General features: G+C 72.0%; 14 protein-coding genes. 6 read left to right on the top strand and 8 right to left on the bottom strand.

Going from position 1 to position 13,015, the window contains the following annotated elements; genetic code table 11:
* Positions 1–680: FGGY family carbohydrate kinase (locus tag ABT297_RS41050; protein ID WP_350558914.1), on the bottom strand; the 680-nt coding region annotated here is incomplete at its 3' end.
* Between the two features lie 228 nt (positions 681–908).
* On the bottom strand, positions 909–2,015 hold the full coding sequence (locus ABT297_RS41055) for a hypothetical protein (protein WP_350558917.1): 1,107 nt from the start codon (positions 2,013–2,015) through the stop codon (positions 909–911).
* Between the two features lie 350 nt (positions 2,016–2,365).
* Between ABT297_RS41055 and ABT297_RS41060 the strand changes: the two genes are divergently transcribed.
* The gene (locus ABT297_RS41060) at positions 2,366–2,542 is read left to right on the top strand and encodes a hypothetical protein (protein ID WP_350558920.1); all 177 of its coding nucleotides are present in this window, start codon (positions 2,366–2,368) and stop codon (positions 2,540–2,542) included.
* Here ABT297_RS41060 and ABT297_RS41065 read toward each other — a convergent pair.
* Genes ABT297_RS41065 through ABT297_RS41080 form a run of 4 tightly spaced genes read right to left on the bottom strand, consistent with a single transcriptional unit; the run spans position 2,485 to position 6,047 of the window.
* Positions 2,485–3,690, bottom strand: a complete 1,206-nt coding sequence (locus ABT297_RS41065; RefSeq protein ID WP_350558953.1) for an ABC transporter permease — start codon at positions 3,688–3,690, stop codon at positions 2,485–2,487. The genes ABT297_RS41060 and ABT297_RS41065 overlap by 58 nt on opposite strands.
* A 13-nt stretch (positions 3,691–3,703) precedes the next feature.
* Entirely contained in the window at positions 3,704–4,363 is a 660-nt protein-coding gene (locus ABT297_RS41070) for an ABC transporter ATP-binding protein (protein ID WP_350558923.1), read from the bottom strand.
* Positions 4,360–5,430 carry a peptidoglycan-binding protein gene (locus ABT297_RS41075; protein WP_350558926.1) on the bottom strand — a complete coding sequence of 357 codons (1,071 nt, stop codon included), beginning with the start codon at positions 5,428–5,430 and terminating at the stop codon, positions 4,360–4,362. Before ABT297_RS41075 ends, ABT297_RS41070 begins: the two co-directional genes overlap by 4 nt.
* Before the next feature lie 29 nt (positions 5,431–5,459).
* Complete coding sequence (locus ABT297_RS41080; RefSeq protein ID WP_350558929.1) at positions 5,460–6,047, bottom strand: hypothetical protein; 588 nt, start codon at positions 6,045–6,047, stop codon at positions 5,460–5,462.
* A 129-nt stretch (positions 6,048–6,176) separates the two neighbouring features.
* Between ABT297_RS41080 and ABT297_RS41085 the strand changes: the two genes are divergently transcribed.
* Together ABT297_RS41085 and ABT297_RS41090 are read left to right on the top strand one after the other, a co-directional pair.
* The gene (locus ABT297_RS41085; RefSeq protein WP_350558932.1) at positions 6,177–6,833 is read left to right on the top strand and encodes a response regulator transcription factor; all 657 of its coding nucleotides are present in this window, start codon (positions 6,177–6,179) and stop codon (positions 6,831–6,833) included.
* Positions 6,830–7,987, top strand: coding sequence for a sensor histidine kinase (locus ABT297_RS41090; RefSeq protein WP_350558935.1), 1,158 nt, complete (start codon positions 6,830–6,832; stop codon positions 7,985–7,987). Before ABT297_RS41085 ends, ABT297_RS41090 begins: the two co-directional genes overlap by 4 nt.
* A gap of 247 nt (positions 7,988–8,234) precedes the next feature.
* Here the strand turns inward: ABT297_RS41090 and ABT297_RS41095 are convergent, their stop codons facing one another.
* Positions 8,235–9,428 carry an MFS transporter gene (locus ABT297_RS41095; RefSeq protein WP_350558938.1) on the bottom strand — a complete coding sequence of 398 codons (1,194 nt, stop codon included), beginning with the start codon at positions 9,426–9,428 and terminating at the stop codon, positions 8,235–8,237.
* A 61-nt stretch (positions 9,429–9,489) separates the two neighbouring features.
* Between ABT297_RS41095 and ABT297_RS41100 the strand changes: the two genes are divergently transcribed.
* The 3 genes from ABT297_RS41100 to ABT297_RS41110 are packed head-to-tail and all read left to right on the top strand — an operon-like array spanning position 9,490 to position 12,028.
* Positions 9,490–10,245 carry a DeoR/GlpR family DNA-binding transcription regulator gene (locus tag ABT297_RS41100; protein ID WP_350558941.1) on the top strand — a complete coding sequence of 252 codons (756 nt, stop codon included), beginning with the start codon at positions 9,490–9,492 and terminating at the stop codon, positions 10,243–10,245.
* A gap of 5 nt (positions 10,246–10,250) precedes the next feature.
* Positions 10,251–10,886 carry an HAD family hydrolase gene (locus ABT297_RS41105; RefSeq protein WP_350558944.1) on the top strand — a complete coding sequence of 212 codons (636 nt, stop codon included), beginning with the start codon at positions 10,251–10,253 and terminating at the stop codon, positions 10,884–10,886.
* Positions 10,883–12,028, top strand: a complete 1,146-nt coding sequence (locus ABT297_RS41110) for an ROK family transcriptional regulator (protein ID WP_350558947.1) — start codon at positions 10,883–10,885, stop codon at positions 12,026–12,028. The genes ABT297_RS41105 and ABT297_RS41110 overlap by 4 nt, the downstream gene beginning before the upstream one ends.
* A 297-nt stretch (positions 12,029–12,325) precedes the next feature.
* Here ABT297_RS41110 and ABT297_RS41115 read toward each other — a convergent pair whose 3' ends face one another.
* A complete protein-coding gene (locus ABT297_RS41115) occupies positions 12,326–12,508 on the bottom strand; it encodes an antitoxin (protein ID WP_350558950.1) in 183 nt (60 codons plus the stop codon).
* Positions 12,509–13,015 lie beyond the last annotated feature (507 nt).

Consider the following 13,015-nt stretch of genomic DNA (forward strand, 5'->3'; position numbering starts at 1 on the left):
GCCGCGCCCATGGTGTCACCGGTGCCGGCGGCCAGCACCGCGCCGGACGCGGTCTCACCGACCGTCTCGGCGGGCCCGGCGACCCGGGGCAGCGCCAGGTCCCGGCCGAAGGCGAGCTTCACCAGGTCCCGGCGGTACTCCCCGGTCGCCGGCGACCAGTACCCGGTGCCGGAGGCCTCGCCGCGGTCGGTCGTCGGCTCGCCCCCGTCCGCGCGCAGCCGGTGGCTGAGCCAGTCGTGCGGCAGCAGCACCGTGCTCGTCCGGGCCGCGAGCTCCGGCTCGGCGCGGGCGAACCAGCGCAGCTTGGTGACCGTGAAGCTGGCCACCGGCACCAGCCCGACCGCGTCGGCCCACGCCTGCGGGCCGCCGAACTCGCCGGTGAGGTCAACCGCGGCGCGCGCCGAGCGGGTGTCGTTCCACAGCAGGGCGGGACGCACCACCTCGCCGGCCTCGTCGAGGCAGATCATGCCCTGCTGCTGCCCGCCGACGCCGATCGCGGCGACACCGTCCAGCAGCCCGGCGCTGGCCTGCTCGTACGCAGCCCACCACAGCCGCGGATCGACCTCGGTACCGTCAGGGTGTGGCGCGCGGCCCTCGCGGAGCACCTCGCCGCTGTCCGCGTCACACACCACAACCTTGGTCGACTGGGTCGACGTGTCGACCCCGGCAACCAATGTCATCGCACGCCCAGCAGGTGTTCCATGGCCAGACGGTCGAGACGCTCGAACGCCATGCAGGCGGCTTCGACCGGGTCGAGGGAGGCGTGGGTGGCGGTCCAGCCGACCGTCCGCCCCGCATGACGACCCGGCCCGCCTCGTCGGCACTCCCCCGCAAGCTCCGCATGGCCTGGGCCGACGCCGCGCCGGTGAGCAGCCCGGCCGGCGGGCCGTCCGGGTGACGGCCGCAGCTCAGCAGGTCAGGTCGATGTCCAGGACGGCGGCCTCCGTGCCGTTGACGAACACGACCGTACCGTTGAAGTCGTCCTCGGCGGCGGGTTCGTCGTCCGGCCCGTTCAGCGGCAGCCATCCGGCGTAGGCGATCAGCGGCGGGCCGTCGGGGCCGGTCATCCGGGCGAGCAGGACGTCGAGCAGGTCACGGTGCAGGTGGCCGGCGATGTGGTCGTCCGGGATCTCCAGCCACTCGCCCTCCCAGTCCTCGTCGATCAGGTCGAGCAGGGAGCCGCTCACGACGTGCTCCATGCCGCGGCTCAGCTCGTCGACCGAGACGGTACGAAGCTCCGGCACCTCCTCGGGCTCCTCCTCGCGGGTACGCCGCCACCAGTCCGCGGCCACGGCGAGCGGGTCGCCGTCGCCACGCGGGCCGATCCAGGCGCGGAACGTCACCGGGTTGTTGTTGTTCACCCAGAGCAGCCCGCTCAGCAACGTCATGAGACACGCCAGGTGCGTGCGCAGCGCGGCGTCCGCGCCGTCGGCCTCGATCACCGGCGGCGGCTCGACGGCGGGCGCGGTCGCCACCGTCAGCCGTAGCGTCTTGCCGAAGGTGTCGCGCCGGAGCAGGTGCAGGTCGTCCTCGCCGGTGGAGACCCGCAGCAGGTCCGAGTGCCGCCCGACGAGCTGGTCGGCGAGGTGCGCGAGCAGCGACCCGCCGCGCGGACCGGTCACCGGGATCCGTTCCCTCAACAGGGCGAGAACCTCGGCGGTCGCCTCGTCGTCCGGCCGGGTCGGCTCGTACGGCCGGCCGGGGGCGGCCTGGACCTGGCTGGTGAGCACGTTCGCCGCGACGGGCCGGCCGGGCCCGGACTCAGGGAAGCCGCCGAGGCGGGCGATCTCCGCCGGCGCCGGCGGTTCCGGCCAGTGCTGATCGGAGCGCTCGGGGGCGGCACCGACGACAACCTCCGTCCGCCATCCCGGGGCACCGTCCCCCGCCCAGACGGCGAGCAGCCACGAGGCCGCGATCACCGCCCACTCCTGGGATGTCGGTGCGGGCCGGTCGCCGGACGGCACCGGGCTCGGCTGCCGGTACCAACTGTCGGTGTAGCCCGTCGTCCGGTCCACCGCAGAGCCCCTCCGCCCGCTCGTCATTCGGAACGGGCCGACCCTACCGTCCCGGGCGGACATCCCGCGGCCGGCGGGTCGGCGTGGCCGTTCCAGGTAGCACCGTGACCAGGAGCCGGGCTCAGTCCTCGTTCCGGGCCGGTGGGTGCGGCTGAGGTTGTCGCGGGCGAGCGTTGTTCAAGCGTGACCTGGTCAGGGCTGGTCCTGCCGGTCACCCGTCGTCAGCATCCAGCCGATGACCGCCCATGCGCTCCTGCGCCATGCGCGGGCCGCGGTGACCCGCGAAACCCTCCGCGGGCCGGCTCGAGCACCGCGCCGGACGCGACTCGTCCGCCGCCGCCCTGTGCTGGGTGCTCACCGACCCGCGGCTGCACCGCGAGGTCGCCGAGGCGGGCCGCGCCGCCGCGGCGGCCTATTCGGCGGACCGGCACCTGGAGCGCCTGCTCGCGGCGTACCGGTTCGCGATGGATCAGGGTGCCGCAAGCGCCTCGGTCGGGGCGAGCCGGGCGGCCCGCACCGCCGGGTAGAGACCGGCGATCGCGCCGATCACCAGCGTCGCGAGGATCCCGCCGGCGGTCGCCCATGCGGGCACGACGGCGGGCCAGTCGCGGCTGCCGGCGTACAGGGTGGTCACTCCGATCCCGGTCACCACGCCACCGACCCCGCCGATCGCGGACAGTAGCAGCGACTCGGACAGGAACTGCAGCAGGATCTGCCCCCGGGTGGCGCCGAGGGCCCGGCGCAGCCCGATCTCGGCCCGGCGTTCGAGCACCGAGATGACCATGGTGTTCGCCACGCCGACCCCGCCGACGAGCAGCGCCACCGCGCCGAGGCCGAGCAGCAGGCCGGTGAAGGTACGGTCGGTCGCCTGCCGGGCGGCGAGCGCGTCGGAGGGCCGGGACACCTTCACCTCGTTCGGCGACTGCGGGTTCGCGGTTGCGGCCAGCACCGCGCGGACGGCCTCGACGGAGGCGTCCCGGGACCGGGTGTAGAGGGTCGTCGGGTGCCCGTCGAAGTCGAGGTACGTCTTCGCCGCGTCCCAGCCGACGAGCGCTGCCGCGTCGAGCTCCGGGGCCAACGGCACCGGCTTCAGGATGCCGATCACGGTGAACCAGCGGCGGGCGAGGTACACCTGGACGCCGTCACCCACCGAAACGACCCCGAGCCGCCGGGCGGCCGCGTCGCCGAGCACGACCGCCGGGTACCTGGCCGTCGCCGAGTTCAGCCACACACCGTCGGCCAGCGTGGCGCCGACAGTGCGCGGCAGGTCGTGGTGCGCAGCCTGTACAGAGATCGACCCGGTCTGCGCCGCCGGGATGTGGTCGCTGCGGTACACGTGCAGGCCGGACAGCTTGCCAGTCGCGGCAACCTCGGTCACCGCGCCGATCCGGGCGATCATCGGCACCGCTTCGTCGGGCAGCGGCGCGTCGCCGCCGAACAGGTCGCTGCCCGGCGCGACGGTGAGCAGGTTGGTGCCCAGCGCGGCGAGCTGCCGGTCCAACTCGGCGCGGCTGGACGAGGAGATACCGACGACGGCGGTCATCGCGGCAATGCCGATCGCGATGCCCAGCGCGGACAGGAACACCCGCAGCGGCCGGGTGTGCAGCCCGGCGCCGCCGACCCGGATCACGTCGGTGAGGAACAGCCGGGCCGGCTGCAGCGGTTGGGGCTTGATCGTCGTCGTCACGTCAGACCACCTGCCCGTCGCGCATGGCGACCTGCCGGGGCAGGCTGGCCGCCAGTTGCTGGTCGTGGGTGATGACGAGAATCGTCGCTCCGGCGTGGTGCAGCTCCCGCAGCAGCTGTACGACGCCGGCCCCCGATGCGGAGTCGAGGTTTCCGGTCGGCTCGTCGGCGAGCAGGATCGCCGGTTCGCCGACGACCGCTCGGGCGATGGCGACCCGCTGTCGCTCCCCGCCGGACAGCTCGTGCGGCAGGTGGTCGAGCCGGTCGCCGAGCCCGACCCGGCGCAGCGCCTCCTCGGACCGGCGGCGCCGCTCCGCGCGGGACCGGCCCGCGTAGAGCAGGCCGTCGGCCACGTTGTCCAGCGCGGGTTGGCCGGGCGCGAGGTGGAACTGCTGGAAGACGAACCCGATCCGGCGCGCCCGCAGGGCCGACAGTTGCCGGTCCTTCAGCGCCGCGATCTCGTGCCCGTCGATGCACACGGTTCCCGAAGACGGGCGGTCCAGGGTACCGATGAGATGGAGCATCGTGCTCTTGCCGGAGCCCGAGGGGCCGACGATGGCGACCAGTTCCCCCGCCTCCACGGTGAGGCTGACGTCCCGGACGGCGACGACCCCGCCGGGGTACTCCTTCGTCACCTCCGAAAGCTCCACGACGGGGGTCATGACGGCATCCCCACCACGGTGCCGTCGGTGATCCCGTCGCCGCTCACCTCGACCTTGCCCGCGGCGAACATGCCGAGCTGCACCGCAACGATGCGGGTCGTGGCCCCGTCGACGACCTGCAGCCCGTACCCGCCCTCGGCGAGCGCCAGCAGCGCCGCGACCGGCACGGCGAGCACGTTCTCCTTGCGATCCGCGGTGAACATCACCTCGGCGGTGACCTGGTCGAGCCCGGCGAACGCCTGCGGGTCGTCGGGCACGATGGTGACCTGGATCTTCGTTACCGCCGCGTTGTTGCCCTGTGCGGGCTTGATGACGGTCTCGACCTGGCTGATCTTTCCGGGCACGTTCTTGCCGTCGGGCAGCTTCACCGTGACCGCGGTGCCCGACTTGGCCATACGCTGGTCGGCCGCGTCGAGCTCGACGGTGACGACGGACGCGGTGCCGGTGTAGGTGAGCAGCGGCGCCCCGGGGCCGCCGGGGTCGCCGACGGCTGCCTTCCGCTCGTCGACGCGGACCGGACCGGACGCGTAGAGCACCCGGCCGAGGTCGACCGTGCCGGTCTTGGTGAGGCCGAGGTCGCCTTGCCACTTGCGCACGGCGGCGGCGGTCGAGGACGAGTACTCCTCGTCGACGGTGAAGCCGGTGTAGCCGAGCGCCGCCAGGTTCTGCTCGAACTGCTTGACGTCGGCGCCCTTCACGCCCGGCGCGAGCGTGCGGTACGCGGGCAGGGTGCCGTACAGCAGTACCACCGGCGTGTTGTCGACCCGGTAGACGGATTGTCCGCGCTGGAGGGACGCGCCGACCGCGGGTAGTTCGGTGACCGTACCGGGGAGCTTGCCCACGACCGTCTTGGTGTCGCCGTGGCCCAGCTCGCCGTCCTCGGCCTGTGTGTCGACGAGCGTCTGCTTGGTGACCTGCGCCGTCTTCGCCGGTGTCTGCGACCGGGTCCGTGCGTTGCTGCCGCGCTCCGGCAGCCCGAACCCGGCCGCCGCGGCCGCACCGACGGCCGCGGCCGCCGCCGCGGCGGCGACCACCGTCCCGGCCCGCCCGCGCCTCCGCCGGCTCATGCCCTCTCCTCCGCTACGTTCCGGACCACTCATGCGCCCGCTCCGCCGTTGGTGCCGGTCTTCCGCCCGCCCTCGCCGCCGCCCTGGGGCTTTTGGATGTACTGCTGGCACTGCTGCTCGGCCTTCTTGAACTCCTCGCCCTGCGGGTCGACCCCGAGGTTGTTGCCGTCGATCATGACGCCACCGGCTTCGGACGGGTCGGGGAAGTTCGGTACGCCGTTCTCTCGCATGCACCGGGAGAATTCGCGCAGCTTCTCCTGCGCTTCCGGGTCGATCTTCATCGGCTCGCCGTCGTTGGGCAGGTGCTGCTTGCACGCTTGCTGTGCGGCTTTGACCTTCTCCTTAGCGATGCCTTCGGGGAACGACCACTGGAACGCGTTACCGTCCATCTGCGGGTCTTCCATTGGGATGCCGTGCCCGCGCATGCAGTCCGCGAACTTCAGCATGCTCTCCTGGTCGCGCTTCGGGTCCGGGCTGAACCTGGCGGTGGGGCCAGCGCTGGACTTCGCCCCGCCGTTCGCCGTGGCCACGCCGTCGTCCCGGTCGCCGCCGCGGGTACACCCGGCGCCGCCGAGGACCAGCAGCAGGCCGAGGACGAGCGCTGTCCTGATGCGCATGATGTCTCCTCCTGGCGCGGCCGGACGGTCGCCGGCCGCCAATGTCGCAGTCAAGCCGCCGGCGCGTCACCGGGCCGTAACCGCAAACGTTGACGCTGAGTTGACGGCGGAGCGCGGGACGATGGGTCCATGCGGATACTGGTGGTCGAGGACGAGCCGCTGCTGGCCGAGACGGTGGCGCAGGGGCTGCGGCGCGACGCGCACGCGGTCGACGTGGTCCATGACGGGGGCGCCGCGCTGGAGCGACTCGACGTCAACGATTACGACGTGGTGGTGCTTGACCGCGACCTGCCGGTCGTCCACGGCGACGACGTTTGCCGGGCGCTGGCCCAGCGGGAGTCCGCGGCCAGGGTGCTGATGCTCACCGCCGCCGCCGACATCGACGACCGGGTCGCCGGGTTGGCGCTCGGCGCCGACGACTACCTGCCGAAGCCGTTCGCGTTCCGGGAGCTGGCCGCCCGTGTGACGGCCCTTGGACGCCGGGCCCGCCCGGCCGCGCCACCGGTGCTGGAGCGATCCGGGATCCGGCTCGACCCGCACCGCCGCGAGGTGTACCGCGACGGCCGCTACGTCCCGCTGTCCCGCAAGGAGTTCGCCGTCCTTGCCGAGCTGTTGCGCGCCGACGGCGCCGCGGTCTCCGCCGAGCAGCTGCTGGAGAAGGCGTGGGACGAGAACGCCGACCCGTTCACCCACACGGTGCGGATGACGATCCTCAAGCTACGACGCAAACTCGGCGACCCGCCGGTGGTCCTGACCGAACCGGGAGTGGGGTACCGCCTCGCATGAAACGCATGACCATCCGGACCCGGCTGACCCTGGTGTACGGCGGGCTGGTCCTCCTTGCTGGTCTCCTGCTACTCGGCATCACCTACCTGCTGGTCTACCAGCGGCTCGCCGGCCACGTGGTCTTCATGGAGGGCGAGGCGCAGTCGCCCATGCTCGCGCCGGGCCAAGGCGCGAGTTCGACGTACGTCAAGCAGATCCAGGGCGACGTCACGAACAGCGCGCTGAAGGCGTTCCTCACCCAGGGCGGCCTTGCGCTCACCGTGATCCTCGTCGCGGCGCTCGCGTTCAGCTGGCTCGTCGCCGGGCGGCTGCTGCAGCCACTGCACCGGGTCACCGAAACCGCCCTGCGGATCGCTAACGCCCCGGACCGCGGCCTGCACGAACGGATCGCGCTGGACGGCCCGCACGACGAGGTGAAAGAGCTGGCCGACACGTTCGACCTGATGCTGGCGCGGCTCGACCACTCCTTCGACGGCCAGCGCAAGTTCATCGCCAATGCCTCGCACGAACTGCGCACCCCGCTGGCGCTGAACCGCACGCTGCTGGAGGTGGCGATCGACCCCGCGACGGCGTCGCCGGAGCTGCGGCAGCTGAGCCAGACGCTGCTCGCCGTCAACGCCCGCCACGAACGGCTCATCGACGGTCTGCTGCTGCTGGCCCGCTCCGAGCGCACGGTCACCGACCGGTCGTTCGTGGACCTCGCCGACGTCGTGTCGCACGTGGCCACGGTGCTGCCGCACGACAGTGTCGACGTGGCGGTCGACGCGGGCGAGGCACCGACGACCGGCAACGCGGTGCTGTTGGAGCGGTTGGTGCACAACCTGGTGGAGAACGGGGTCCGGCACAATCTGCCGGCGGGCGGCTGGGTCCGCGCGACCAGCGGCACCCGCCCCGGCGGCACCGTCTTCGTCAGCGTCGCCAACAGCGGGCCGGTCGTGCCGCGGTACGAGATCCCGAACCTGTTCGAGCCCTTCCGGCGGCTCGGCGCGGAGCGGGCCGCGGCGCCGGGCGCGGGACTCGGGCTGTCCATCGTGCGGGCGGTCACGGGTGCGCACGGCGGGACGGTGCACGCCGAGCCGCGCAACGGCGGCGGGCTGGTCGTCACCGTGATCCTGCCCACGGCGCCCCCGGCCGCCGGCGATTTCCCGACATAAACGGTTGTCGCGGTCCGACAGATTCGGGGAATGCCCGCTCCACCCGCCACGACCGACGAACTGCTGCCGCTCATCGACTCTGGTCAACCCACGGCCGCGCGCAACCACGCCCTGAAGGCTTCGCTCCGACCACCGCCCGTGAGCTCGACGCGTTCATCGAGGGCCTGGCCCCTGCACAGCGCCCTGTCGACCGGTCCGATGACGAGGGAGCAGGTCCTCATGGCCATCCACCGGCATCTGCGCTGGGTTACATGGTCGCCATCTCGGCGGCTTCCGCCCTGTGACTGGTTCGCACCGCCGGCGCGGTGAGGGCGGCGATGATGCAGAAGGCGAGCGGGAGCACGAGGGTGATGTTGAGCGGCACGATATGTGTGAGGGCGCCGATGACGGCGGGGCCGGCGAGCATGCCCAGGTAGCCGAGGCCAGCGACGCGGGAGACGTTGGTGGCGGCGGCCGCGGGGTCGATGTGCCCGGCGGCGCTGAACAGTTGCGGGACAGTGCCGGCCAGTCCGGCGCCGAAGAGGGTCCATCCGGCGAGTGCGACGGGGATCGACGGCGACCAGACCACCAGGGCCATGGCGAGCGCGGCGAGTGCGGAGCCCCAGCGCAGCACGGCGGCCGGGCCGACGCGGGCGGCGATGCGGTCGATGAGCAGCCGGCCGGCGGTCATGGCGGTGGAGAAGGCGCCGTAGGCGAGGGCAGCGGTGGACGGGTCGGCGTCGAGGACGTCGCGCATCGCCAGAGCGCTCCAGTCGGCGGCCGCGCCCTCGCCGAGCATGAGCATCAGGGCGAGCGCGGCGAGGATCCAGATCCGCAGCGGGGTGGAGCGGCGGCCGGGCTTGGTGGCGGGCCGCGCAGCGATCGTGGGCTCGGCGCGGGGCAGCAGGCCGCTGGTGGAGGCCAGGGCCAGGATCACCCCGGCGGCCGCGACCGCCGTCATGGTCGTGCCGGCGCTCCAGCCCCAGCTGAGCGTGCGGGCGGCGAGCAGGGCGGCGAGGACTCCGCCGATGGAGAACATGGCGTGGAAGGCCGACATGACCGGTCGCCGGTAGGCGGCCTCGACCTGGACGGCGTGGGCGTTCATACCCACGTCCAGGCAGCCGTGCGCGAGCCCGAGCACGAACAGCGCCACACCCAGCGTCCAGGCGTCGGCCGCCAGCGCGGGCAGGACGAGGGCGAGGCTGAGGAGGACTCCGCTCACTGGCACCACCCGGCGGGCGCCGAACCGGTCCGCCAGCGGGCCCATCACCTGCATGCCGAGGAAGGCGCCGCCGCCGAGCAGGAGCAGCAGCCAGCCGAGCGTCGCGTGGGTGATCCCGGCCCGGTGCTCGACGGCCGGGATGTGCACTACCCAGACCCCCTGCACGATGCCGCACAGCAGGAAGTAGGCGAAGGTGGCAGCCCGGGCTGCCCGCACAGTAACGAACATGCGTCTGAACATAACGAACATCAAGTGCGTTCGGAATGTTGCATATGCCACCGCAGTGGTGTTCAATAGCGACATGACGATCAGTGACCGCCACCGGCGGATTCTCGACGCCGTGCAGCAGGCCGGCCAGGTCGGCGTGACCCAGCTGGCGGAGCTGACCGGCACCTCTGAGATGACCGTGCGGCGGGACCTGGAGCAGTTGGCGGATCAGGGGATGCTGGAGCGCTACCGCGGCGGCGCGCGCAGCCTCACCCTGCGCGGGGAGGAGCCTCCCTTCGCCGTGCGCATGCACGAGGGCAGCGACGCCAAGCGCCGCATCGCCGAGGCGGTCGCCGGCCTGATCGTCGACGGCGAGGCCGTCGTGCTCGACAGCGGCACCACCTGCCTGGAGGTCGCCCGCCTGCTCGCGCCGCGCCGGCTCACCGTCATGCCGCTGTCGATGCACGCGGCCAACGCCCTCGCCGGCGCCCCGCAACTGCGGCTGCTGCTGCCCGGCGGCGAACCCCGCCCCGACGAGCTCGCGCTCACCGGCCCCCTCGCCGAGGCGTCGCTGGCCGCGCTGCGCTTCGACACCGCGATCCTCGGCTGCTGCGGGCTGACCCCGGCCGGGATGACCGCCTACGACCTCGCCGACGCGGCGATCAAACGGGCGATCATCGCCTCCGCCCACCGCGTCATCGTGGCCGCGGAACCGGCCAAGTTCTCCCGCACCGCCCTGGCGTTCGTGGCGCCCGTCTCCGCCCTCAGCCTGGTCGTCACCACAGACGACGCATCCGACGGAGACACGAACGCGCTCGCCGCCGCCGGCACCATCGTCCACAAGGTGTGATCGACATGCCCGACGTCGCCCTGTTCGATCTGTTCGGTGTCATCGCCCGCCAGCAATCCCCGGCGGCCAAGCGCACAGTGGCCGCGACCACCGGCGTCCCGGCGCCCGCGTTCTGGGACGTCTACTGGCGGCTGCGCGCCCCCTACGACCTGGGCCAGATCACCGGCGCCGAGTATTGGCGATGGGTCGCAACCGCGCTGGGTACCGTCTTCGACGAGGACCGCGTCACCGCCCTCATCGCTGCGGACGTCGCAAGCTGGAGCGTCATCGACGACGACATGGTCGCCCTGATCGAACGGACCGCAGCGGCGGGTGTGCGCCTGGCGCTACTGTCGAACATTCCCGAGGACCTGGCCGCCTACTACGAACGGCACCACGGCCAGTGGCTGCGGCACTTCGACCTCGTCGCCTTCTCCTGCCGTATCGGCCGGGCGAAACCGGACGCCGACGCGTACCTCTGGTGCTGCCGCGAGCTCGGCCTGGCACCCGATCGTGTGCTGTTCATCGACGACCGCGCTGAGAACGTGCACGCCGCTGGACGCCTCGGTTTGCACACCCACCTGTTCACCAGCCTGGCCGAGACCGCCCAGGTGATCGAAGCCACCCGGCCGCAGCCCCGGTCCGACGGCCGGCGAGCATGAGCCGATCCCGCCCGAGCCTGGGCACCCTGCTCAAGCATGTGCATCGCAGCGGTCCGATGTCCCGCGCTGCTCTGGCCCGCCGGATGGGTGTCAACCGCAGCACGATCATGGACCTGACTAGGGAACTTGCCGCTGCGGGCCTACTTGAGCACCAGCATGCGGCCGCCGGCTCAGGGGCTGGGCGCCCATCGCTGGTCGTCCGCCCGCGACCGGAGCGTGCCTACGTCCTGGCCTTCGACATCGAAACAGACCGGCTGGCAGCCGCCCGAGTCGGCCTCGGCGGGCAACTGCTGGACCGCCGCGAAGCCGACACGCCCACGCGCGCCTCCGGCCGGGACATGTGTGACGTCCTTGCGGAACTCGGCCAGCAGATACAGCAGTCAGCCACACCGGGCTCCGCGTGCGTAGGAGCGGGAGCCGCGCTCGGCGCAGAACCCACGACCATTGGGACCGACCTGCGACACCTGCTGGGACGACCGGTTGCTGTCGGCCGCCGGGCCCAGCTGGCCGCCTTCGCCGAGCGAGAGCGAGGCGCCGGGGCCGGTTTCCGCGACGTCGCCTACCTCCAGGGCGGCGACCGCGTGGACGGCGGCATCGTTGTCGACGGCGCGATACTCGGACGCCACGACGGACAGACGCCCGCCATCGGCCATATGCTGGTCGATCCACAGCACGGACTACCATGCTCGTGCGGCTCACTCGGTTGCCTCGACACCAAACTCGGACGCGACGCCCTGCTGGCGGGCGCGGGACGTGACCCCGAGGCCAGCCATCGCGACGCTGTCGACGCGATGGTGCGTGACGCTGCGGCAGGCGACCATACGGCCGCGAAAGCTCTCGCCATCGCAGGCGACTGGCTCGGCATCGCTGTCGCCAACCTGATCACCCTCATGCGCCCACAGGTCGTCATCCTCGACGGCACGCTGCGCTACCTATACGCCGGCGCCGCAGAACAGGTGCACGCGAGGATCGCCCATCACACCACGCCTGACACCCGACGGCCGACCCACCTGCGGCCCGGCATTCTCGGCCAGGACGCGGCCCTGCTGGGAGCCGCAGAGCTCGGCTTCGCCGCCTTCCTCGACGACCCGTTGCACATCACCGCCGCCAGCGCCGCATACCCGGGTCCACCGCACCAGTGACCCTTTGCACGCGCGCGGCTTGCGCTGGTTGGACCTTGAGCCCGGAAGCGCAGCCTCAACCAAGATCGAATGAAGGCACCCCGGCTCCTAGGTTGCTCCGAAGGACGGGACCCCGCATGGAGTCCCGTCCTTCGCTGAGCTTGATCAAACCGAAGACCAACTCGACGGCGAGACCCACTTCGCGATGGGCGTGCGCGCCGGACGTCACAGTGGCAACGTGAGGCCGGACTGGACCGCTCCCCCGTCGGAGCGACCGACTACCGCCCACGCAACGATCTTCCGTCGGTGGCCGATGCCCTACCTGGTCGTGTCGCCCTCTCCCGTGTGCTTCTTGGCCTCCTGTACACCCTTGTCGATGTGTTCGGTGTACTTCTGGTCAGTGCGCTGGTCGGCCTGCTCGCCAGCCTTGTTCAAGCCCTTGTCGACACTGTGGTCGCGCTTGGTCAAGAATTCCTTGGCCTTGTCCAGAAGCTTGCTCACGGCGGGAGTCCTCTCCTCATCAACGGTCGAAATCTCTTCCCGCGGACGGCGCCACAAGCGCCGGGCGCGGCCAGCTGCAGTGTGAACTCCGTCCACTCAGGGCGACTGCATCGTGTTTGTGCTACCCCGGGATGCCTCGGCCATGCCTCGACGGCGACGGCCAGGCTCAACCAGCTCCGGCAGCGCGAGAGTCAGGTCACGGCGCCGAGCCGGCCGGCAACTCCTCGCGCCGCCATGACGTGCCCACAATCGGTGTCGTAACCGCAGTCGATGGGGCCATCTGCCAGCCACAGTACGGCGGCACGGGGATGGGCTACCTGGCGGCCCGGACATGTTCACTCAGGCCGAGACGCACGCTCGGCCCGGCGGTCGACGGTTGCCGCCACTATGGCTGGCCCCCGCGCGCGGCGACGGCAGCCTGGATGCGCCGTACGGTGCGCAGGGCCTTCTTCGCCGCGACGCGAACCTCGCCGTCGAAGACCGTCGCGCCGCGGTCCTCGGCCTGCA

The organism is Dactylosporangium sp. NPDC000555, from assembly GCF_040300025.1.
Taxonomy (GTDB): domain Bacteria; phylum Actinomycetota; class Actinomycetes; order Mycobacteriales; family Micromonosporaceae; genus Dactylosporangium.